Origin of the sequence: Pseudomonas sp. HD6515 (assembly GCF_024971855.1) — a bacterium.
Lineage (GTDB): Bacteria > Pseudomonadota > Gammaproteobacteria > Pseudomonadales > Pseudomonadaceae > Aquipseudomonas > Aquipseudomonas alloputida.
The window spans coordinates 959,838-981,067 of record NZ_CP079827.1; the positions used below are offsets into that span (position 1 = coordinate 959,838).

Genomic DNA, 21,230 nt, shown 5'->3' on the forward strand with positions numbered 1-21,230 from the left:
TCCCCCGGCCCGAGTGTTCGGGCCACAACCGACGTAACAGAGCCCTTTCAGGGGTCTTACGCACAGCCTCGACCAGGCAGTCGACAAACGGGTGGTTAGGGAGATATAGCAGCCGGTGCGGAAGCAACCAGATGGCTTTCTGGGTTAATCCTTTGGTAGAAAAGCCTCAGCGAAGCCCTAGCCTGCGGGCCAAACGGCTCAGGTTTGCGCGGTCCAGACCGAGTTCGCGGGCCGCTGCTGCCCAGTTGTCCTGATGCCGCTGCAGGCAGGCTTCGATCACCTGTCGCTGGTAAATATCGACGGCTTCACGCAAGCCGCCTTCCGGCGGGGTGACCACTTGCAGCGGTGCAGCGGGGGAGGGCAGCGTGCCTGGCGTGGTTGCCGACACACGCAGGTCCAGGTCGATGGCTTCGAGGGTGAGGATACGTGGCCGATCAGGGTGCTGGCCCAGCGCCTTGAGTGCCGAGCGGCCGATCAGGTGTTCCAGTTCGCGCACGTTGCCTGGCCAGTCGTAGGCGATCAACGCGGCTTGGGCCTCATGGCTCAGGCGCAGGCTGTTCAGGCCCAGCCGTGAACGGTTCTGTTCGAGGAAGTAGCCCGCCAATAGCAGCACGTCTCGCCCACGTTCGCGCAAAGGTGGTACGTGCAGCGGGTAAACGCTGAGGCGGTGATAGAAGTCGGCGCGAAAGTTGCCCGTACGCACCTCGGCAGCGAGGTCGCGGTTGGTAGCGGCGATCAGGCGCACGTCCACCCGGTGCTCGCGGTCCGAACCCAGGCGCTGCAGCTGGCCGCTTTGCAGCACGCGTAGCAGTTTCGCCTGCACCGTCAGCGGCAGTTCGCCCACTTCGTCGAGGAACAGCGTGCCGCCGTTGGCCAGTTCGAACTTGCCGCGGCGCTCGCCATGCGCGCCGGTGAAGGCGCCGCGCACATGACCGAACAGTTCGCTTTCCACCAAGGTGTCGGGCAGGGCGGCGCAGTTGAGGCTGACCAGCGGCTTGTCGGCGCGGTTACTGGCCTGGTGCAGGGCCTGGGCTACCAGCTCCTTGCCAACCCCGGTTTCGCCGGTGATCAGCACGGTCAGGTCGCTGCTGCCGACCAGACGAATTTCCTCCACCAGGCGTTTGTGCGCGGGGCTCTGGCCAATCAGCTCTCTATCCTGGCCGCTGGCCTGACGGTAGAGCTCGGCGCGATGGTGTTCGTCTTCGGCGCGCAGGGCCAGGTGCTCGATACGCTCGGCCACGGTAACGGTGGCGGCAGCCAGGCTGGCAAAGGCCTGCAGGGCATCCAGCTCCAGGCTCTGGAACTGCCCGGGGGTGAGGGCGTCGAGGGTGACCAGGCCCCATGGGCGCTCATCGACCATCAACGGGCAGCCCATGCAGTCGTGCACTTCAAGGTCGGCATCGGGGGCATTGACCAAACCATCGTAGGGGTCGGGCAGTTCGGAATCGCTGGCGAATCGGGTGGGTTCCGGGCGGCTGAGCAGTATCTGGAAACGCGGGTGCTCGCTGACCCGAAAGCGCCGGCCGAGGGTGTCGGGGCTAAGGCCATCCACTGCCAGCGGCACCAGCCATTCACCATCCAGTCGCAGCAGTGCTGCAGCATCGCACGGCAGCAGGCCACGCATGGCTTGCAACAGGCGGCGGTAGCGTTCCTGGTCGGGCAAATCGCGGGACAGGTCGCTGACCAGGGGCAGGAGGGTGGTGAGCAGTGGCTGTGTAGTCATATGGACTCCTATGGGTCGATATGACTATACGCAGAGGTGGGTCGTTTTGACATGATCTGCATCAAACCCCTGATTTTACTGGCGATAAAAGTTGGCACGATTGCTGTAATGGCAGGGGCAGTCATTTGAAGCCACAGGCTCAGGAGTTGTTGCAATGCTCAATGCCGAACAACGTGCAATCATCAAGGCCACTGTACCTCTGCTGGAAAGCGGCGGCGAAGCGCTGACCACCCACTTCTACAAGATGATGCTCAGCGAGTACCCCGAGGTACGGCCGCTGTTCAACCAGGCCCACCAGGCCAGTGGCGATCAGCCGCGTGCGCTGGCTAACGGCGTGTTGATGTATGCCCGCCATATCGACCAGCTGGAGCAACTGGGCGGCCTGGTCGGGCAGATCATCAACAAGCATGTTGCCCTGCAGATTCTGCCGGAGCACTACCCGATTGTCGGAAGCTGCCTGCTGCGCGCCATCGAGGAAGTGCTGGGCAAGGACATTGCCACCCCTGCGGTGATCGACGCGTGGGGCGCGGCCTATGGCCAGCTGGCCGACATTCTGATTGGCGCTGAAGAAAACCTCTATAAAGAGAAGGAAGAGGCCGAGGGTGGCTGGCGCGGTACCCGTGAATTCCGCCTGGTACGCCGCGAGCAGGAAAGCAGCGAGATCGTTTCGTTCTACTTCGCCCCGGTGGATGGCATGCCGGTGCTCAAGGCAGAACCTGGCCAGTACATCGGTCTGAAACTTGACCTTGACGGTGCCGAGCAGCGCCGCAACTATTCCCTGTCGGCGCTGTGCGACGGCAAGGAATACCGCATTAGCGTCAAGCGCGAGGCGGGCGGCAAGGTCTCCAACTACCTGCACGATGAGCTGGTGGTGGGCGATACCCTGCAACTGTTCCCGCCTGCGGGTGACTTCACCCTGGCAGCCAGCGACAAGCCGCTGGTGCTGATCAGCGGAGGGGTGGGCATTACCCCGACCCTGGCGATGCTGCAGGCAGCACTGCAAACCCGGCGCGAGGTGCATTTCATCCACTGTGCGCGTAACGGCGCGGTGCATGCCTTCCGGGACTGGATCGATGGCCTGGCGGCGCGCCATCCACAGCTCAAGCGCTTTTACTGCTATGCCGAGCCGGAAGGTGGCGCAGCGGCCGACGCCGTGGGTTTGCTCAGTGAAGACCTGCTTGCCGAGTGGCTGCCGCAGGAGCGTGACGTGGACGCCTACTTCCTCGGCCCCAAGGGCTTCATGGCGGCGGTCAAGCGCCAGCTGAAGGGCCTGGGTGTGCCGGAGCAGCAGAGCCGCTACGAGTTCTTCGGGCCGGCGGCAGCGCTGGAGTGATGTAGCACCTGCGCCGGCCTCTTCGCGGGCAAGCCCGCTCCCACAGGTATTGCACCGGTCTTGAATGTGGTGCAGTAGGAGCGGGTTTACCCGCGAAGGGGCCGGTACAGGCTTATAAAGTACTCGTCCCCCCGCTGCAGCACACCTTTCTGCCTATATATAAAGGAAAGATGAAACCGGGCGCTGCGCTTTCATCCTTAATCATCCTTTAATCACGGTATCCTTCACTCCCGGGTGTCGAGGGGCTTGCCCCTGCGCGGCACCTGGGCAGCCGTTTTTTTGCCGGCCGGCGTTGAACCGACGTCGTTGCGGCCGGTCTCAGCCACACTGGATAGCCTTGCGCAGTGCTTCCGCGACGCTCCCTCGGCATGCTCACAGGCCATGCCCAGCGTGTAGACTTGCGCCCAGGCAGGCGGACCACGCTGCCACTATCCATCGAAGGAACCGGCAATGAACGAACAAACATCGCGCCTAAATCGGGAACGGCGCTTTCTGGTGCTGTTGGGGCTGATCTGCCTATCACTGATCGGCGGCGCCCTCTACATGCAGGTGGTGCTAGGCGAGGCACCTTGCCCGTTGTGCATCCTGCAGCGTTATGCGTTGCTGTTCATTGCCGTGTTTGCCTTCATCGCTGCGGCGATGCCTGGGCGCCGCAGCCTGACCTTCTTCGAGGCATTGGTGGTGCTCAGTGCAATTGGCGGAATCGTTGCGGCTGGCAACCATGTGTATATACTCGCCAACCCCATGGTCAGTTGCGGTATCGATACCCTGCAGCCGATCGTGGATGACCTGCCACTGGCAAAGCTGTGGCCACTGGCGTTTCAGGTCGACGGCTTCTGCAGCACGCCGTATCCGCCGATCCTCGGCCTGTCGCTGGCGCAATGGGCACTTGTGGCGTTCGTGCTGACCGCCGTCCTCGTCCCGCTCGGTATCTACCGCAATCGACGCCAGGCTTAGACAAAAGTCCCGAATTGCATGGGGTCTTTTGCACCGCATGAGAAGAGGGAAAAGTTGCGCACCGCTTGATCCAGATCAACCCGCAGGCCTTGCAGAATGCGGCTTTGAGGCCTAGCAAGCGGGGTGCGACAAACTGTCGCGAAGTTGAATTATTGAGCAGCATTGTTACGGATTCTGTAAAAGACTGTTGCTCAATAAGTCATAGTCAAGGGTTGGCGACCTATCTACAATCGCCCCCAATTTCCGTTCGGCACTGCTTGCGAGTCGCAGGATTGAAGGAAGCCCCAGCGCTCCTTTTTGCTGACTTCGTCAAGTTTCGCCCAACGGCGATACCGGGCGGACACCCCTCCGCGTTTTCCCGCACCAAATGGACTTGGTCTGAAGTACAGGCCTGTTGCCTACGAAACCATAAGCACCGCTAACCCGCTTGAAGCCAAGGTCCTGCAGTCGGACCCCAGGCAGGAGCGAGTACGGGCGCGAAATGCCTCACTTGGCAGGACGAAGTGTTGGCTACCAAAACACAAATTGCATTGAAGCAAGCTGATCTAGAGGTCGTGAGATGAGTAAAAAGCGTTACCCCAGACTGTTTGGCATATTGCCCTTTTTAGGCATGCTTTTACTCAGTGGGTGCAACTGGACCCTGCTCGACCCGAAGGGCCAGGTCGGCATTGAGCAAAAGAACCTGATCCTGATCGCTACCGGCCTGATGCTGCTGGTGGTAATCCCTGTGATCATCATGACCCTGGCGTTCGCCTGGAAGTACCGTGCTTCCAACAAGGCAGCCACTTACACCCCTGACTGGTCGCACTCGACCAAGATCGAGGCCGCGGTATGGATCATCCCGATCCTGATCATCATCGCCCTGGGTTACGTCACCTACCACTCCACCCACAAGCTGGACCCTTATCGTCCGCTGGATTCGGACGTTAAGCCGATTCAGATCGACGTGGTCGCGCTGGACTGGAAGTGGCTGTTCATCTACCCGGAGCAGGGCATTGCCACGGTCAACAAGATCGTCTTCCCGGCTAACACTCCGGTCAACTTCCGCGTCACTTCCGACGCCGTGATGAACTCGTTCTTCATCCCGGGCCTGGGCGGCCAGATCTACGCCATGGCCGGCATGACCACCAAGCTGCACCTGATCGCCAACGAAAATGGCGAGTTCGACGGTATCAGCGCCAACTACAGCGGTGCTGGCTTCACCGGCATGAAATTCAAGGCTACTGCCACCTCTCAGGAAGACTTCGACAAGTGGGTCGCTGAGGTCAAGCAGTCGCCGAAGAAGCTGGACAAGGCCGAATACGACGCCTTGGCCAAACCAAGCGAAAACAACCCGGTCGCGCTGTATAGCGAGGCTTCGCCTGAGCAGTTCCAGCTGATCGTCGACAAGTACGAAGGCATGAACCGCGGTCGTAGCCACGAAGAAGCAGGCAGCAAAGATCTGGCCACAACCAAGGGTGTGGAATCGAGTATGCAACCAGCTGCCGGTGCAGAGGAGTAAGAGATGTTCGGTAAATTAAGCCTGGAGGCGATACCCTATCACGAGCCGATAGTCATGGTGACGCTTGCCATGATCGCGCTCGGCGGTATCGCTGTCGTCGGTCTTATCACCTATTTCCGCAAGTGGACCTACTTGTGGAGCGAGTGGCTGACTACTGTCGACCACAAAAAGATCGGCGTGATGTACATCATCGTCGCGATGGTCATGCTGCTGCGTGGCTTTGCCGACGCCATCATGATGCGTACCCAGCTGGCTGCCGCAACCGGCGGCTCCGAAGGCTATCTGCCGCCTGAACACTATGACCAGATCTTCACCGCTCACGGTGTGATCATGATCATCTTCATGGCGATGCCGTTCTTCACCGGCCTGATGAACCTGGCGGTTCCTCTGCAGATCGGTGCACGTGACGTTGCCTTCCCGTTCCTGAACTCCCTGAGCTTCTACCTGCTGCTGGCAGGCGTGCTGCTGGTCAACATCTCGCTGGGTGTTGGTGAATTCGCCAAGACCGGCTGGGTTGCCTATCCGCCGCTCGCGGGCATTCAGTACAGCCCTGGGGTGGGTGTCGACTACTACATCTGGGCGCTACAGCTATCCGGATTGGGTACGACGCTTACCGGCGTGAACTTCCTCGTCACCGTGATGAAGATGCGCGCACCTGGCATGAAACTGATGGACATGCCGATCTTCACCTGGACCTGCACCTGGGCCAACGTACTGATCGTCGCTTCGTTCCCGATCCTGACTGCTGCACTCGCTCTGCTGACTGTTGACCGTTATCTGGACTTCCACATCTTCACCAACGAGCTTGGTGGGAACCCGATGATGTACGTCAACCTGTTCTGGGCGTGGGGTCACCCTGAGGTTTACATCCTGATCCTGCCGGCCTTCGGCGTGTTCTCGGAAGTCACTTCGACGTTCTCTGGCAAACGCCTGTTCGGCCACCACTCGATGATTTACGCATCGGGCGCGATCGCCATCCTCGGCTTTGCTGTATGGCTGCACCACTTCTTCACCATGGGTGCCGGCGCCAGCGTCAACACCTTCTTCGGCCTGGCGACGATGCTGATCTCCATTCCGACCGGTGTGAAGCTGTTCAACTGGCTGTTCACCATGTACCAAGGCCGTGTGCGCTTCACCGCACCGATGCTCTGGACCCTGGGCTTCATGGTCACCTTCTCCATCGGTGGCATGACCGGCGTACTGCTGGCCGTTCCGGGTGCTGACTTCGTCCTGCACAACAGCCTGTTCGTAATTGCGCACTTCCACAACGTGATCATCGGTGGCGCGGTATTCGGCTACATCGCCGGTTTCGCCTTCTGGTTCCCGAAAGCCTTCGGCTTCACCCTGAACGAGAAGTGGGGCAAAGCTGCCTTCTGGTTCTGGCTGTCGGGCTTCTACGTTGCGTTCATGCCGCTGTACGCCCTGGGCTTCATGGGCATGACCCGTCGTCTGAACCACTCCGACAACCCACTGTGGGAACCCTACCTGTACGTAGCCGTTGTCGGCGCCGTGCTGATCCTGTTCGGTATCGCTTGCCAGCTGATCCAGATCTTCGTTTCGGTCCGCGACCGCAACCAGAACCTGGACGTGACCGGCGACCCATGGGGCGGCCGTACCCTGGAATGGTCGACTTCTTCGCCACCTCCGTTCTACAACTTCGCTCACATGCCTGAGAAAGTTGGCCTGGACTGCTGGCACGAAGCCAAGGAAGCGGGCGTTGCGTACAAGGCCCCGGCCAAGTACGAAGCCATCCACATGCCGAGCAACACTGCTACCGGTCTGTTCATGGGCCTGTTCCTGACCGTCTTCGGCTTCGCCTTCATCTGGCACATCTGGTGGCTGGTGGGCGCGAGCCTGGTTGCAACCATCGCTGTCTTCGTTCGCCACGCTGCACGTGACGACCAGGGCTACATGGTTCCGGCCGAAGAAGTGGCGCGCATCGAAGGCGAGCGTATGAAAGCGCTGGCCAAAGCAGGTGCTCTGCCTGCCGGCGCACGTGTCGAATCGTTTGAGCGGGTGTAATCAATGTCCAGTCAAGTAATGCACGGCGGCGCTGCTCATGGTCACGACCATGGGCATGACGACCACCACCACGACTCGGGCCAGATGACCGTACTGGGCTTCTGGCTGTACCTGATGACCGACTGCATCCTGTTTGCGTCGCTCTTCGCCACCTACGCGGTGCTGTCCGGCAGTTTTGCCGGCGGCCCGTCGGGTCATGACATCTTCCAGCTCGATTTCGTAGCTGTTGAAACGCTGTTCCTGCTGCTGTCCTCGATCACCTTCGGCTTCGCCATGCTGAAGATGTTCGATGGCAAGAAAGCGGGCGTACTGGGCTGGTTGGCTGTGACCTTCCTGTTCGGTGCAGGCTTCATCGCGATGGAAATCTATGAGTTCCATCACCTGATCAGCGAGGGCTTCGGCCCGCAGCGCAGTGGCTTCCTGTCGGGCTTCTTCGCCCTGGTAGGTACCCACGGTCTGCACGTGACTGCTGGTCTGATCTGGATGGCAATCATGATGTACCAGATCAACAAGCACGGCATCACGCCGACCGCCAAGACCCGCATGAGCTGCCTGAGCCTGTTCTGGCACTTCCTGGACGTGGTCTGGATCTGCGTATTCACCGTCGTTTACCTGCTGGGGGTTCTGTAATGGCTAACGCACACGACACTCATCACGAAGGTAATCACGGCAGCGTCAAGTCGTACATGATCGGTTTTGTACTGTCGATCATCCTGACTGCGATCCCGTTCGGCCTGGCCATGACTGCCAGCCTGCCGAAGAACCTGACCGTTCTGATCATTGTTGCCATGGCCGTGATCCAGGTAGTTGTTCACCTGGTTTACTTCCTGCACATGGACCGCTCGAAAGAGCAACGCAACAACGTTTCGACGTTCCTGTTCACCACCCTGGTGATCGCTCTGCTGGTCGGCCTGTCGCTGTGGATCATGTTCAGCATCCACTTCGAAATGTTGGCCAAGTGAGGTAAGACTGCATGTCCGTTAAGCACTTTATCCAAATCACCAAACCGGGGATCATTTTCGGTAACGTGCTTTCCGTGGCAGGCGGTTTCTTCCTTGCCTCGAAGGGCCATGTGGATTTCGCCCTGTTCCTGGCGGTGGTGATCGGTACTTCGCTGGTGGTCGCGTCCGGATGCGTGTTCAACAACTGCATCGACCGTGACATCGACCACAAGATGGAGCGCACCAAGAACCGCGTCATGGTCCAGGGCGGCATGTCGCTGCCCCTCGCGCTGATCTACGCCACCCTGCTCGGGGTGGCGGGTTTCAGCCTGCTGTATGTCCAGGCCAACCCGCTGTCTGCGTTCTGCGCACTGATTGGCTTTGTCGTCTATGTCGGTTTCTACAGCCTGTGGCTGAAGCGTAAATCGGTGCACGGCACCTTGGTCGGCAGCCTGTCCGGTGCCATGCCTCCGGTGATCGGCTACTGCGCCGTGAGCAACAGCTTCGACCTGGCTGCGGTAACCCTGCTGGTGATGTTCAGCCTGTGGCAAATGCCGCACAGCTTTGCCATCGCGATCTTCCGCTTCAAGGATTACAGCGCTGCCAACATTCCGGTCCTGCCGGTGGCACGTGGCATCCTCGCGGCGAAGAAGCAGATTGTGCTGTACGTGCTGGCCTTTGTGCTCGCCACCTTGATGCTCACCCTCGGCGGTTACGCCGGCCTCGGCTACCTGGCCGTGGCAGCTGCCATGGGCCTGTACTGGCTGTACATGGCCTGGGGTGGTTACAAGGCCGAGGACGACAGCAAGTGGGCCCGCAAGGTGTTCGGCTTCTCCATCCTTACCGTCACTGCCCTGAGCGTGATGATGGGTGTGGACAGCCAGACCGCTGCGGATGTGCTGATGACCTACGCACGCTGAAACTGCTGCCTGTTTCACGAAAACCCCGGCCACTGTGCCGGGGTTTTTTTTGGGTATTTTTCCTGTGCCGGCCTCTTCGCGGGTAAACCCGCTCCTACAAGGTTCCTGTAGGAGCGGGTTTACCCGCGAAGAGGCCAGCACAGGAAAATATAAATCTCTGATTTTCAAACAATAGATCTGAAAAGTTCTAACAAAACAGGAAATTATCCTTTACAAGGATCCTGTTTCGGCACTATCTTCTGATTCAGGCCGCCACATCGGCCAGCGTCGCTCGGACGGTTCCGGGCGCTTACGTCCTCAGAGGAAGCCATGGCCAACCCAGGTTCGCCGCGCCGCTTTGCGCGCATCGATCGTCTCCCCCCTTACGTCTTCAACATCACTGCCGAGCTCAAGATGGCCGCCCGCCGCCGTGGCGAGGACATCATCGACCTGAGCATGGGCAACCCCGATGGCGCCACCCCGCCGCACATCGTCGAGAAGCTGGTACAGGTCGCCCAACGTGAAGACACCCACGGCTACTCCACCTCGCGCGGCATCCCGCGCCTGCGCCGGGCCATCTCCAACTGGTACAAGGACCGCTACGAGGTCGACATCGACCCGGAAAGCGAAGCCATCGTCACCATCGGCTCGAAAGAGGGCCTGGCCCACCTGATGCTGGCCACCCTCGACCAGGGCGACACGGTGCTGGTGCCCAACCCCAGCTACCCGATCCACATCTACGGCGCAGTGATTGCCGGTGCCCAGGTGCGTTCGGTGCCGCTGGTGCCGGGTGTGGACTTCTTCAACGAGCTTGAGCGGGCCATTCGCGAGTCCATCCCCAAGCCGAAGATGATGATCCTGGGCTTCCCGTCCAACCCGACCGCCCAGTGCGTGGAGCTGGACTTCTTCGAGCGCGTGGTGGCCCTGGCCAAGCAGTACAACGTACTGGTGGTGCATGACCTGGCCTATGCCGATATTGTCTACGACGGCTGGAAAGCCCCGTCGATCATGCAAGTGCCGGGTGCCAAGGACATTGCGGTGGAGTTCTTCACCCTGTCCAAGAGCTACAACATGGCCGGCTGGCGCATCGGCTTCATGGTCGGCAACCCCGAGCTGGTCAGCGCCCTTGCGCGGATCAAGAGCTACCACGACTATGGCACCTTCACCCCGCTACAGGTTGCAGCCATTGCCGCGCTGGAAGGCGACCAACAGTGCGTGCGCGACATTGCCGAGCAGTATCGCCAGCGTCGCAACCTGCTGGTCAAGGGGCTGCACGAACTGGGCTGGATGGTCGAGAACCCCAAGGCGTCGATGTACGTGTGGGCGAAGATCCCGCCGGAGTATGCACACCTGGGTTCGCTGGAGTTCTCCAAGAAGCTGCTGGCTGAGGCCAAGGTCTGCGTGTCGCCGGGGATCGGCTTTGGTGACTATGGGGACGACCATGTGCGCTTTGCGTTGATCGAGAACCAGGACCGTATTCGCCAGGCCATCCGCGGGATCCGGCAAATGTTCCGGGCTGATGGTTTGGCTCGCAAGTAAGCCCATTGGGGCTGCGAAGCAGCCCCAACTGCCTCTTGGGTGAGTTTTCCGCCTGCCTTCTGGTTACCCGTACGCCTACCGTCAGCACTCATTTCTCACCAAAGAGATCTCCCCATGAGTGTCTTCACCGCCTACTTCTGCGGCACTGGCTCGCACCGTTTCGACGACGCCAATCCCAACTTCTGGAATGGCGAGCTGGTCTCGACCCTGGCCAGTAATGACCAGAGCCGGGAATTCGCCCACTGGATCGCCGTCGACGGCCCAGGCAGCGGCAACCTTCAGGATGACAACCTGTTCGTCGAACCCGGCGGCTATTTCAACTGGACCGGCCAGCTGTTTGGCCGCGGCTGGGAGGAGAACGTCAACCATGTGCTGCAGGTCATCAAAGGCGAAAGCAGCTGGCGGCGCACCAAACTCAGTGAGCAAGAATACGAGCGGCTGAAAGCTGCCGGCGTGCCCATTCCGGACGTGTCTTCCTCCGCCTCATGGTTCTGGCGAACCTACGACTATGGCGATCGCCACCCGACCCCGCAGGAACTGCAGGAGCGCATCATCAGCATGTTCCGCAAACCGCGCCTGCCAACCCAGGTCAACCTGGTGGGCTGGAGCAGGGGAGGGATCAGCTGCCACATGCTGGCCAATGCCATGGCGCAAGACCCTGTATTGCGGGGCATACCGGTGAACATATTTGCCATCGACCCGGTGCCTGGTGTTGGTAACGTGCAAGTCGAACGCGTAACGTTGGCGGATAACGTCAAAGAGTACGTAGGCTTCTACTCAAGGGATGAGCGCTCCAAAGGTTTTGCCTGCGTGATCCCTTCGGTCGCCAAAGGGACACGGATATGCGTTTATCCGATGCCGGGTCGCCATGCCACGCTGGTGGGCAACGCCTCGGCTGATGGCGCAGGCGATGGCAAGGTGCTGGCCGAACCTGGGCTGATCGTTCGCCACTTTGCCGAGGTTTGCCTGACCCGCTGGGGCGTGCACCTGGACAAACGTCTGGCCTTGAGCAGCAGCCAGTTGATGAAGTATCACCAGGTCATGGCGGCTGCCGACAGGCAGTATCAGGCCATGCGCAGTGAGTCCTACACGGTACTCACCGAGGGCGATAAAAATGATCGTCTGGTGCATTGTGGTGAGGTGCATACGCAGTTCAGCAAGGTACAGGGAGGCAGCTACAAGCCGAGCGCAGGCCTGGGTTTACAATGCTGGGACGCTGAAGCCTACCAGCCCATCTGCTAGCTGAAAGGGGGCGGCCGGTGAATGCACTGGTCGCCCTTGTTCAGTGGCCGGATCAGCGGCAACTTTTTTTGCATTCCCCCTCTATCCAGCGGCCCCTGGTTGGATTAAAAATGGCGCCGCGGGCCAGCCCCGATAACAACCACCTTCCCTCCGTGACATCATGTCTGAATATAACCCTTGCCTTGACTGCGGCGCCTGCTGCGGGTACTTCCGTGTGTCCTTCTTCTGGGGCGAATGCCAGTCTGCCGGGGGCGTAGTGCCGGACGACCTGGTGGTACAGATCAACCCCACGCGCGTTGCCATGATTGGCACCGATGCCAAGCCCTGCCGCTGTGTCAGCCTTCAGGGCGAGATCGGTAAAGAGGTGGCTTGTACGATTTACGCCAACCGTTCCAGCCCGTGCCGCGAGTTTGATGCGTCGTGGGAGGGTGGGGTGCATAACCCGAGCTGTGATGATGCGCGGGCAGCGTATGGCCTGCCACCCTTGACTCCGCCAGAGGCCAACGAGCCGCATTGGCCGGATGATGGGGCTGAGGTGGCCTGAAGTATCAATCAGCCTGACGCGGTCGATGTGGAGCCTTGCGTCGCGAAAGGGCCGCACAGCGGCCCCAGGCATCAGCGGCACCGCGAGAATTGCCAGGGCTGCTTTGCAGCCCCTTCGCGACGCAAGGCCGCTCCCACAGGTAGCGTGCAAGGCTCCTGGCCTGTGGTGAACCTGCCGGCGACGGGCTGCTAAGCTGCCCCGAGATGCCTGAACCCTGCACTTGACGTTAAACTGTCATCTCCCCAGCAATGGACAGGAGATCCGGCGTGACCCCTCCCCGCAGTTTCCCCAGTGACCTCTGCCTCGACAGCCCACGGCTGCAACTGCGCCCCATGCGCCATGCCGATGCCGCGCAGTGGCTGGCGATCATGGCCGACCCCGAGGTCATGCGCTATTGGCACCATGCACCCTGGCAAGACCTGGCCGAGGCCGAAAGCGCCCTGGCCGCCGACCGCGAAGCCTATGCCAATGGCGACCAACTCAAGCTCGGCATGTACCGCCGCGACAACGGCGAACTGATTGGCATGGTCCAGCTGTTCAACATCGACGACATTTCCCGCCGTGGCGAAATCGGCTACTGCCTGGCCAGCGCCGTGCAGGGCAGGGGCTACATGGACGAAGCGCTGACCTGCTTCATCGACTACCTCGCCCACACCCTGCACATGCGACGCCTGGAAGGTGAAATCGACCCGCGCAACCAGGGCTCGGCACGCACCCTGGAGCGGCAAGGTTTTGTGCTGGAAGGCACCTTGCGGGCGCGCTGGTGCGTGGCGGGTGAGCTGTCCGACTCGGGTATTTACGGCCTGCTGCTTGAGCCGCCAGTAGCCTGATCTCATAACACCCGAGCGTGAATTTGGAAGCGGGGCAGGGCCTGGGTTAAGGTCGTAGGCTGTCCCGTTTCTCTCAGGAATCCCCTTTGCCCGCTTTCTACCTGAGTATCAGCCTGCTGCTGTATTTGCTCGCCCTGTTCTTCGATGGCGCGCTGATGAGCGGCGAGCGTCATATGCCGGCCCTGCAGATGCTGCTGTACGGGCCATGGGGCATGCCGTTCGGCTTGTACCAATGGTTTGCCAATCCGCTGCTGGCACTGGCCATCCTGGCTCATCGGCGGTTTCGCCGGCTGGCCTTGCTGGCCGGGCTTGGTGCGGCGTATCTGGCTGCCAGCAGTTTTGGCATCGACCGCTTGCCGGATAACCGCAGCTATGAGTTTCATGACCTTACCGGTTTTGGTGCTGGCTTCTACCTGTGGCTGGTAGCGATGGTGGTGTTTTGCCTGGGGCAAGCCTGGTTTTGCTGGAAGGCGCGAAGGGCTGACGACATGCCAGGCTGGAACTGGCTTGATGTCGCCTTGATTGCCGCCCTGGGGGTAACGTTGTATGCAGCGACGCAAATGCCCTCGCTGCGCTTCGAGCCAGGCAAGGTGCTGATGCCTCCGGAGCAGCCGCAGACGCTTTGATACCCACAAGGAGGGTTAGCATGATCAAGCATTACCTGGCAGGCCTGGCACTGGCCTGCGCGCTACCGGTAGCGATGGCGGACGATTACACGGCGGCCTACGGGCAGTGCATGGACAAGGCCTCCAGCACCGTGGCCATGAGCGCGTGCATCGGGGCCGAAACGCAAGTGCAGGACCAGCGCTTGAACCGGGTGTACAAGCAGCTGATGGGCAAGCTGGATGCCGGGCAACAGAAGAGCCTGCGGGATGTGCAGCGCAAGTGGCTGGCCTACCGTGATGGCAATTGCCAGTTCCATGTACAGGCCAGTGGTGGAACCCTGGCGCAGCTGGAAGGTGGCAGCTGCATGATGGACATGACCCGCGACCGCGCTGCGGAGCTGGAGCGGGTGCTTAGCCCTGGGCAGTAGCGCCTGTTCAGGCATGATTTGCACACATTTGCAGGCGCGGGTTCAGCCGCGAACACCGGCTTTGCCGGTGTCATGCTCCGCGTTGCCTTCTTCGCGGGTGAACCCGCTCCTACAGGGCACTGCAGGGTGCTGGTTCTATTTGCGCGGTTCGCGCAGCGCCCGGGCCTTGAGGTACTCGCGCACTTCCACGGCATCCCCGGCAAACTCGATGCGCTCGGCCTTGGCTGCGCGCTGGTAGGCATACATCGGGTCGTAGTACTCGTTCAGCAAGCCTTCGATCCAGCCCCGGTGCAGGTCTACTGCGCCGCTGCGCTGCTGCTCTTGCAGGGCTTCGCGCAGCATCTCGGACAAGCGCTGATGGCGCTCTCCACCCAAACGCTTGTAGATGTTGGCCATGCTCTGCAGCATGCGCTCGGCAAACAGCCGGGGGCCGTCTTCTTCGCCATGCACGGCCTTGAACTCGGCGCTCAGGTTGACCACGTAGTCGCGCAGTATGCGCTCCACGCGGTTGGTGAAGCTGTCTTCAAGCCACACCAGCGGGTAATGCTGCATGCCTTGGTACAACTCCAGCGGCACCGTGCAGCTGCCAACAATGCGGCCTTCATCTTCCAGCACAAACTGCCCGATACCGCGGGCGCGCTTTTTCAGCACGTCGATTGCCAGCTGGTTTTCAAAGTCGATCTGCGCCGGTTGCGCCGTGGCGCGCTTGCCGAAACTGGAGCCGCGATGGTTGGCGTGGCCTTCAAGGTCCAGCACGTTGTCCAACTGGTGCAGCACATCGGTCTTGCCGGTACCGGTCAGTCCACCGACCAGTACGAAATCACATTGCTCCACCGCTTGCTGGGTAGTCTCCAGCAGGAAGGTACGCATGGCCTTGTAGCCGCCTTTGACACGCGGGTACTGAATACCCGCCTCATCGCGCAGCCAGCCCTGCACGATCTGCGAACGCAGGCCGCCACGGAAGCAGTACAGGTAACCGTCAGGGTGCGCCTTGGCAAACGCTGCCCAGGCTTCCAGGCGGGCTTGCTTGGTGGTGCCACTGACCAGCTGGTGGCCCAGGGCGATGGCGGCGGCCTGGCCCTGCTGCTTGTAGCAGGTGCCGACCTTCTGCCGCTCCTGGTCGTTCATCAGCGGCAGGTTTACCACGCCAGGGAAGGCGCCTTTGGCGAATTCGACGGGGGCGCGCATGTCCATCATCGGCACGTCGTCGAGGAACAGCTGACGGAAGTCGGTGCAGTCGGGGCGCATCAGATCACCTCGACCGCATGGCTCTGTCGCTCGACCAGCTTGCCGATCGGAGACAGTTTCAGGCCCAGTTCGGCAGCCACGGCGAGGAACTCGGTTTCACCCTCCGGGGCAACAGCAACCAGCAAGCCACCGCTGGTCTGCGGATCGCACAGCAGGTGCTTCTGGTCGTCGCTGAGGGCGCCGATCTTGTGCCCGTAGCTGTCGTAGTTGCGCAGGGTTCCACCGGGGATGCAGCCTTCGGCCAGGTAGTGGTCGACGCTGGGCAGGCGTGGCACGGCGGCGTAGTTCAGGTTCGCGGTGAGGCCGCTGCCTTCGGCCAGCTCGACCAGGTGGCCGAGCAGGCCGAAGCCGGTGACGTCGGTCATGGCCTTGACCCCGTCCAGCTTGCCGAAGCGGCTGCCGGGCGTGTTGAGGGTGCACATCCAGTCACGGGCCAGGCCTTGGTCTTGCACGCGCAGCTTGGCCTTCTTTTCGGCGGTGGTGAGGATGCCGATGCCCAGGGGCTTGGTCAGGTACAGCTGGCAGCCCGCGCTGGCAGTGTCGTTGCGTTTGAGGTGGCGTTTATTGACCACGCCGGTGACGGCCAGGCCAAAGATCGGCTCAGGCGCGTCGATCGAGTGGCCGCCGGCCAGCGGGATACCCGCTTCGGCACACACTGCGCGGCCGCCGCGGATGACTTCGCGGGCGACTTCCGGCGGCAGCACGTTGACCGGCCAGCCGAGGATGGCAATGGCCATCAGCGGGTCGCCGCCCATGGCATAGATGTCGCTGATGGCGTTGGTGGCGGCAATGCGGCCGAAGTCGTAAGGGTCATCGACGATCGGCATGAAAAAGTCGGTGGTCGAAACCACGCCGCGCTCGTCGTCCAGCGCGTACACTGCTGCATCGTCGCGCGAGGCATTGCCGACCCACAGTTTCGGGTCCAGGGCCTGGGTGCCGCTTTCGGCGAGGATCACGTCCAGCACCTTGGGGGAGATCTTGCAGCCACAGCCGGCGCCATGGCTGTACTGGGTCAGGCGAATCGGCTCGCTCATATGCACCTCTGCAGGTCAAATTGTTGCGCGATTGTAGCAAAGCTGGCCTTTAGGCCCTTGCCTCTTATAATTCCCGGTGTCGGCAAATGTGTCGGCACTTCCCCGCTATTGAACCGGAGAACACCCATGCTCAACCGCCCCCTGGCGCTTGCCGCCGGCCTCGTGCTGTCTTGCTGTGCCGTTGTCGTTCAGGCCGCCGAAACCCTGCGGGTCAGCGCCATCCCCGACGAAGCGCCGACCGAACTGCAGCGCAAGTTCAAGCCTTTGGGTGAGTACCTGGCCAAGCAGCTGGGCATGGAAGTGAAGTTCGTACCCGTGGCGGACTACCCAGCGGTGGTCGAGTCGCTGGCCGCAGACCGTCTCGACCTGGCCTGGCTGGGGGGCTTCACGTTCGTTCAGGTGCACCTGAAGGACCCGACCGCCACGCCACTGGTACAGCGTGAGCAGGACGCTCAGTTCACGTCCAAGTTCATCACCGCCAACCCCGACGTGAAAAGCCTGACCGACCTGAAGGGCAAGTCGTTTGCCTTCGGTTCCATTTCGTCCACCTCGGGCAGCCTGATGCCGCGTTACTTCATGCTCAAGCAGGACAATATCAAGCCTGAAGAGTACTTCAGCCGCGTGGCCTATTCTGGCGCCCATGATGCCACCGTGGCCTGGGTGCAGGCTGGCAAGGTCGATGGTGGCGTGCTGAACGCCAGCGTGTGGCAAAAGCTGGTGGATGCCGGCAAGGTCGACACCACCAAGGTGAAGGTGTTCGCCACCACCCCGACCTACTTCGACTACAACTGGACCGTGCGCGGCAACATGGACCCGGCGTTGAAACAGAAAATCAAGAAAGCCTTCCTGGACCTTGACCCGAGCAACCCGGAGCACAAGGCGATCCTGGACCTGCAGGCCGCCAGCCGCTTCATCGAGACCAAGCCTGAGAACTACAAGGGCACCGAACAAGCTGCACGCGAGGCCGGCCTGCTCAAGTGACAGCTTCGAATGCGGCAATCCATCTTCACGGTGCCAGCCTGCGTCATGGCCAGGTACGCGCGCTTGACGCGGTGAGCCTGCGGATCGCGCAGGGCGAGCGTGTCGCCATCATCGGGCCGTCGGGGGCGGGCAAGTCCAGCTTGCTGCACCTGATGGCAACGGCCGTTCAGCCCAGCAGTGGGCGCCTGGAGTTGCTTGGCGAGCAGCCTTGGGCGCTGTCGGCAAGGGCACGCCAGCGACTGCGCGCGCAGGTTGGCCTGGTGCATCAGGCGCCGCCGTTGCCACCGCGTCAGCGGGTAGTGACCGCAGTGCTGGCGGGTCGCCTGGGGCAGTGGGGTACGCTGCGCGGCTTGCTCAACCTGCTGTACCCCAGCGATGTACCGGGGGCGCGCCAGGTGTTGGCCGAACTGGGCCTGGCCGACAAGCTGTTCGTGCAGTGTGGGCAGTTGTCCGGTGGCCAGTTGCAGCGGGTGGGCATTGCTCGGGCGTTGTACCAGCGCCCGCAGGTGCTGCTGACCGACGAACCGGTGTCGGCCATGGACCCGGTGTTGGCCGACCACAGCCTGGCCTTGCTCAATCGCCATGCCCAAGCGACTGGCGTGACGTTGGTGGCGAGCCTGCACGCCGTAGAGCTCGCGCTGGCGCATTTTCCGCGGGTGATTGGCATTCGGGAAGGGCAGGTTGTGTTCGACTGCCCGGCCGAAGCGGTCACCGAGCAACTGCTGGACGCGCTATACGCCAACGAACAACTGGCTCCGCCGCCCACCCAGGGGCCGACCCTGACTGTGCAGATTCCGCGATGCTGAAGGCCGACGCCCGCGACCCGGCGCTGCTGCCGCGGTTGCTGCTGGCCCTGTTGGCGGTGGCAGTACTGTGGCCGGCTATCCAGACAAGCGAACTGAACCCCGGGGTGCTGTTGCAGGCGGACAACCGTCAGCAGATTGCCAGCTTTACCAGCGCGTTCTGGCCGCCGGCACATGATGCCGATTTTCTTGCACTGCTGTATGAAGCCACCTTGCAGACCCTGGCCGTGGCGACTGCCGGCATGGCGCTGGCGTTGTTGTTGGCGATCCCGGCTGGCTTGCTGGCCAGCCGTGCCTTGTCCTTGCGTGCTGCTTCACGCGGCGGGCGGGCCGGGTTGTGGTCGCGACTGTTGCGCCTGCCGGTGCGTGGGCTGCTGATTTTCCTGCGTAGCGTGCCGGAGATCGTCTGGGCGTTGCTGTTCGTGCGCGCCGTGGGGCTGGGGCCGACGGCGGGCGTACTGGCTATCGCCATCACCTACAGTGGCATGCTCGGCAAGGTTTATGCCGAAATCTTCGAGTCGGTCGACCAGCGCCCGGCGCATGCCTTGTTGCAGGCGGGCAGTGGCCGGCTGGCGGCGTTTTTCTACGGCATCCTGCCCAATGCTGCCTCCGAAGTGGTGTCGTACACCGTGTACCGCTGGGAGTGCGCGGTGCGGGCTTCGGTGGTGATGGGCTTTGTCGGTGCTGGCGGGCTGGGCCAGCAGATCGACCTGTCGATGCGCATGTTTGCGGGTGCGCAAGTAGCGAGCATGCTGTTGACGTTCTTGCTGCTGGTGATCCTGGCCGACCTGCTCAGCCGCCTGCTGCGCTGGAGGCTGGCATGAACCGGGTGATCAATTGGGTGTTGCTGGGCGCCATGGTGGCAGCGGCGGTGGCCTCGTTCGCGTATCTGGAACTGGACCTGCACGCACTGGTCGGCAATGGCGGGCTGGGGCAGATGGGCGAGTACGCCGGGCGCTTCCTGCAGCCGGATCTGTCTGCGGGGCACCTCAAGGCGGTGTGGCGCGGGGCCATGGAAACCCTGGCCATGTCTGGCATGGGCACCTTGTTGGCAATGGTAGTGGGGATGTTGCTGGCACTGCCGGCGGCGGGCCGCTTCGGTTGGCCGTTGCAAGGGGCCGCGCGTTTGCTGCTCAATGCCTTGCGTGCCATTCCTGAACTGGTGTGGGCAGCGCTGACTGTGCTGGCGGCTGGGCTGGGGCCGAATGCCGGTACCCTGGCTTTGGCGTTGCACACTGCTGGGGTGCTGGGGCGGTTGTTTGCCGAGGCGCTTGAGAACGCCCCGCCCGAGCCGGCGGCGGCGATCCGTTTGCAGGGGGGCAGCCAAGTGGCGGCGTTCTGCTTTGGTACCCTGCCCAACCTGTGGCCGCAGTTGCTGGCCTACAGCTTGTACCGCTGGGAGAACAACATCCGCATGGCCAGCGTGCTCGGGTTCGTCGGGGCGGGTGGGTTGGGGCAGATGCTGTACACCACCTTGAGCCTGTTCCAGGAGGCCCAGGCCAGCACGGTGATCATCGGTATGCTGGTGTTGGTGTTGCTGGTGGATGTGTCGAGTGATGTGTTGCGTCAGCGCTATGTGCGGGCCTGACGGAAAGCCCGGGCTGCAAAGCAGCCCTGACATCTTTCAGGCGTCTACAGCCTCGGCACACTGCGCCTCCCGCTGCATCGACTCCAGGTTACGCTCGATCGTCTCGCATATGGTATCCATCTGGATCTGATGCTCGCTGAACCTGAACGGGCTCTGCAAGTCCGTGCCGATCCGCTCGATGGCCAGCAACATGAACCCTACCACCGTCGACGCCAGCGGCGTGAACCAGCCCAACGACTCCACCAGCCCCACCGGCACGATCAGGCAGAACAGGGTGATGAACAGCCGTGGGAAATACACATAGGGGTAGGGCAATGGCGTATTGGCAATCCGCTCCATGCCGCCCTGGGCGTTAGACAGGTCTACCAGCGTCGACTCCAGCCGCGCCAGGCGAATGCTGTCCAGTCGCCCGGCCTGGTATTCCCGCGCCAGCAAGGCTGCCGAGCCGCCGAGAATGTCATTGGCGAAATTGTTCGAGCGGTTGCGCCGTTCGAACTCACCTGGCGGGATGAAGGCCATCAGCTCCTCCGGGCAGGGCTCACCTTTCAGGTGCGCCGCCAGGCAGTTCACATAGGCGATATGCCGGCGCAGCAGGGTGGCCTTGACCGGGTTCAGGCTGTCATCCGGGTCATCGATCAGCGTCAGCGTCTGCCGGGCGAAGCTGCGCGAACTGTTCACCAGCGCGCCCCACAGGGTGCGAGCCTCCCACCAGCGGTTGTAGGCGCTGCTGTTGCGAAAACTCACCAGCACCACCAAGGCTGAGCCCAGCAGGGTCAGCGGGATCAGTGGCAGGGTGAACTTGCTGTTCAAGAACAGCATGAAATCGATGGTGACCAGCACATCCCAGATCAGCAGCCAGAACAGCGACCAACCGATATAGCCGATGGTCTTCACCACCAGGCGGTACTTGCGGGCGATGACGTCTTTCACGCGGGGGTACCTCGAAACGCGGGGGATGCAGGATGGGACGCCGAGGCTCGTCGAAGGTTCGAGGGTTGAATGTTGCAAGGGA

21 protein-coding genes are annotated in these 21,230 nt (G+C 61.8%); 17 read left to right on the plus strand and 4 right to left on the minus strand.

Annotation, left to right across the window (positions count from 1 at the left end; translation table 11 throughout):
- Nucleotides 1-166: 166 nt before the first annotated feature.
- On the minus strand, nt 167-1,723 hold the full coding sequence (norR, locus tag KW568_RS04455) for a nitric oxide reductase transcriptional regulator NorR (RefSeq protein ID WP_003248614.1): 1,557 nt from the start codon (nt 1,721-1,723) through the stop codon (nt 167-169).
- A 154-nt stretch (nt 1,724-1,877) separates the two neighbouring features.
- Here norR and hmpA point away from each other — a divergent pair, with 154 nt between their 5' ends.
- From hmpA to KW568_RS04520, 13 genes are all read left to right on the plus strand, one after another.
- Complete coding sequence (gene hmpA, locus KW568_RS04460) at nt 1,878-3,056, plus strand: NO-inducible flavohemoprotein (RefSeq protein WP_003248611.1); 1,179 nt, start codon at nt 1,878-1,880, stop codon at nt 3,054-3,056.
- 450 nt (nt 3,057-3,506) lie between these two features.
- Nucleotides 3,507-4,013, plus strand: a complete 507-nt coding sequence (locus KW568_RS04465) for a disulfide bond formation protein B (RefSeq protein ID WP_003248609.1) — start codon at nt 3,507-3,509, stop codon at nt 4,011-4,013.
- Nucleotides 4,014-4,572: 559 nt separating this feature from the next.
- On the plus strand, nt 4,573-5,514 hold the full coding sequence (cyoA, locus tag KW568_RS04470; RefSeq protein WP_003248605.1) for a ubiquinol oxidase subunit II: 942 nt from the start codon (nt 4,573-4,575) through the stop codon (nt 5,512-5,514).
- Nucleotides 5,515-5,517: 3 nt separating this feature from the next.
- Nucleotides 5,518-7,536, plus strand: a complete 2,019-nt coding sequence (cyoB, locus tag KW568_RS04475; protein WP_003248603.1) for a cytochrome o ubiquinol oxidase subunit I — start codon at nt 5,518-5,520, stop codon at nt 7,534-7,536.
- Between the two features lie 3 nt (nt 7,537-7,539).
- Complete coding sequence (gene cyoC / locus KW568_RS04480; RefSeq protein WP_012051225.1) at nt 7,540-8,166, plus strand: cytochrome o ubiquinol oxidase subunit III; 627 nt, start codon at nt 7,540-7,542, stop codon at nt 8,164-8,166.
- Nucleotides 8,166-8,498 carry a cytochrome o ubiquinol oxidase subunit IV gene (cyoD, locus tag KW568_RS04485; protein ID WP_003248599.1) on the plus strand — a complete coding sequence of 111 codons (333 nt, stop codon included), beginning with the start codon at nt 8,166-8,168 and terminating at the stop codon, nt 8,496-8,498. The genes cyoC and cyoD overlap by 1 nt, the downstream gene beginning before the upstream one ends.
- A gap of 11 nt (nt 8,499-8,509) precedes the next feature.
- Nucleotides 8,510-9,397, plus strand: coding sequence for a heme o synthase (gene cyoE / locus KW568_RS04490; RefSeq protein ID WP_003248596.1), 888 nt, complete (start codon nt 8,510-8,512; stop codon nt 9,395-9,397).
- Between the two features lie 309 nt (nt 9,398-9,706).
- The gene (gene alaC / locus KW568_RS04495; protein ID WP_004576357.1) at nt 9,707-10,915 is read left to right on the plus strand and encodes an alanine transaminase; all 1,209 of its coding nucleotides are present in this window, start codon (nt 9,707-9,709) and stop codon (nt 10,913-10,915) included.
- A 114-nt stretch (nt 10,916-11,029) separates the two neighbouring features.
- On the plus strand, nt 11,030-12,157 hold the full coding sequence (locus KW568_RS04500; protein ID WP_004576356.1) for a hypothetical protein: 1,128 nt from the start codon (nt 11,030-11,032) through the stop codon (nt 12,155-12,157).
- A gap of 160 nt (nt 12,158-12,317) precedes the next feature.
- Nucleotides 12,318-12,701, plus strand: a complete 384-nt coding sequence (locus KW568_RS04505) for a YkgJ family cysteine cluster protein (protein ID WP_003248590.1) — start codon at nt 12,318-12,320, stop codon at nt 12,699-12,701.
- Between the two features lie 266 nt (nt 12,702-12,967).
- Entirely contained in the window at nt 12,968-13,531 is a 564-nt protein-coding gene (locus tag KW568_RS04510) for a GNAT family N-acetyltransferase (protein ID WP_003248588.1), read from the plus strand.
- 86 nt (nt 13,532-13,617) lie between these two features.
- Entirely contained in the window at nt 13,618-14,157 is a 540-nt protein-coding gene (locus KW568_RS04515; RefSeq protein WP_004576355.1) for a hypothetical protein, read from the plus strand.
- Between the two features lie 20 nt (nt 14,158-14,177).
- On the plus strand, nt 14,178-14,564 hold the full coding sequence (locus KW568_RS04520; protein WP_004576354.1) for a lysozyme inhibitor LprI family protein: 387 nt from the start codon (nt 14,178-14,180) through the stop codon (nt 14,562-14,564).
- A gap of 135 nt (nt 14,565-14,699) precedes the next feature.
- Here the strand turns inward: KW568_RS04520 and mnmH are convergent, their stop codons facing one another.
- Both mnmH and selD read right to left on the minus strand, forming a co-directional pair.
- Nucleotides 14,700-15,812: a tRNA 2-selenouridine(34) synthase MnmH gene (gene mnmH / locus KW568_RS04525; RefSeq protein ID WP_004576353.1), complete on the minus strand. Its 1,113-nt coding sequence runs from the start codon at nt 15,810-15,812 to the stop codon at nt 14,700-14,702.
- Nucleotides 15,812-16,846, minus strand: coding sequence for a selenide, water dikinase SelD (gene selD / locus KW568_RS04530; protein ID WP_004576352.1), 1,035 nt, complete (start codon nt 16,844-16,846; stop codon nt 15,812-15,814). Before selD ends, mnmH begins: the two co-directional genes overlap by 1 nt.
- 126 nt (nt 16,847-16,972) lie before the next feature.
- Between selD and KW568_RS04535 the strand changes: the two genes are divergently transcribed.
- Genes KW568_RS04535 through phnE form a run of 4 tightly spaced genes read left to right on the plus strand, consistent with a single transcriptional unit; the run spans nt 16,973 to nt 20,218 of the window.
- On the plus strand, nt 16,973-17,827 hold the full coding sequence (locus tag KW568_RS04535; RefSeq protein ID WP_003248578.1) for a putative selenate ABC transporter substrate-binding protein: 855 nt from the start codon (nt 16,973-16,975) through the stop codon (nt 17,825-17,827).
- Nucleotides 17,824-18,633: a phosphonate ABC transporter ATP-binding protein gene (locus tag KW568_RS04540; protein ID WP_004576351.1), complete on the plus strand. Its 810-nt coding sequence runs from the start codon at nt 17,824-17,826 to the stop codon at nt 18,631-18,633. Before KW568_RS04535 ends, KW568_RS04540 begins: the two co-directional genes overlap by 4 nt.
- Nucleotides 18,627-19,454 (plus strand): ABC transporter permease, encoded by an 828-nt coding sequence (locus KW568_RS04545; protein ID WP_004576350.1) that lies wholly within the window; start codon nt 18,627-18,629, stop codon nt 19,452-19,454. The genes KW568_RS04540 and KW568_RS04545 overlap by 7 nt, the downstream gene beginning before the upstream one ends.
- On the plus strand, nt 19,451-20,218 hold the full coding sequence (gene phnE, locus KW568_RS04550) for a phosphonate ABC transporter, permease protein PhnE (RefSeq protein ID WP_004576349.1): 768 nt from the start codon (nt 19,451-19,453) through the stop codon (nt 20,216-20,218). The genes KW568_RS04545 and phnE overlap by 4 nt, the downstream gene beginning before the upstream one ends.
- Before the next feature lie 36 nt (nt 20,219-20,254).
- On the opposite strand, the gene KW568_RS04555 is transcribed toward phnE, so the two are convergent.
- Nucleotides 20,255-21,148 (minus strand): bestrophin family protein, encoded by an 894-nt coding sequence (locus tag KW568_RS04555; protein ID WP_003248571.1) that lies wholly within the window; start codon nt 21,146-21,148, stop codon nt 20,255-20,257.
- Between the last annotated feature and the right edge of the window lie 82 nt (nt 21,149-21,230).

Excerpts from the sequence above, each read along its gene's own strand:
- norR (WP_003248614.1), bottom strand. The coding sequence starts at position 1,723 with ATGACTACACAGCCACTGCTCACCACCCTCCTGCCCCTGGTCAGCGAC.
- hmpA (WP_003248611.1), top strand. The coding sequence starts at position 1,878 with ATGCTCAATGCCGAACAACGTGCAATCATCAAGGCCACTGTACCTCTG.
- KW568_RS04465 (WP_003248609.1), top strand. The coding sequence starts at position 3,507 with ATGAACGAACAAACATCGCGCCTAAATCGGGAACGGCGCTTTCTGGTG.
- cyoA (WP_003248605.1), top strand. The coding sequence starts at position 4,573 with ATGAGTAAAAAGCGTTACCCCAGACTGTTTGGCATATTGCCCTTTTTA.
- cyoB (WP_003248603.1), top strand. The coding sequence starts at position 5,518 with ATGTTCGGTAAATTAAGCCTGGAGGCGATACCCTATCACGAGCCGATA.
- cyoC (WP_012051225.1), top strand. The coding sequence starts at position 7,540 with ATGTCCAGTCAAGTAATGCACGGCGGCGCTGCTCATGGTCACGACCAT.
- cyoD (WP_003248599.1), top strand. The coding sequence starts at position 8,166 with ATGGCTAACGCACACGACACTCATCACGAAGGTAATCACGGCAGCGTC.
- cyoE (WP_003248596.1), top strand. The coding sequence starts at position 8,510 with ATGTCCGTTAAGCACTTTATCCAAATCACCAAACCGGGGATCATTTTC.
- alaC (WP_004576357.1), top strand. The coding sequence starts at position 9,707 with ATGGCCAACCCAGGTTCGCCGCGCCGCTTTGCGCGCATCGATCGTCTC.
- KW568_RS04500 (WP_004576356.1), top strand. The coding sequence starts at position 11,030 with ATGAGTGTCTTCACCGCCTACTTCTGCGGCACTGGCTCGCACCGTTTC.
- KW568_RS04505 (WP_003248590.1), top strand. The coding sequence starts at position 12,318 with ATGTCTGAATATAACCCTTGCCTTGACTGCGGCGCCTGCTGCGGGTAC.
- KW568_RS04520 (WP_004576354.1), top strand. The coding sequence starts at position 14,178 with ATGATCAAGCATTACCTGGCAGGCCTGGCACTGGCCTGCGCGCTACCG.
- mnmH (WP_004576353.1), bottom strand. The coding sequence starts at position 15,812 with ATGCGCCCCGACTGCACCGACTTCCGTCAGCTGTTCCTCGACGACGTG.
- selD (WP_004576352.1), bottom strand. The coding sequence starts at position 16,846 with ATGAGCGAGCCGATTCGCCTGACCCAGTACAGCCATGGCGCCGGCTGT.
- KW568_RS04535 (WP_003248578.1), top strand. The coding sequence starts at position 16,973 with ATGCTCAACCGCCCCCTGGCGCTTGCCGCCGGCCTCGTGCTGTCTTGC.
- KW568_RS04545 (WP_004576350.1), top strand. The coding sequence starts at position 18,627 with ATGCTGAAGGCCGACGCCCGCGACCCGGCGCTGCTGCCGCGGTTGCTG.
- phnE (WP_004576349.1), top strand. The coding sequence starts at position 19,451 with ATGAACCGGGTGATCAATTGGGTGTTGCTGGGCGCCATGGTGGCAGCG.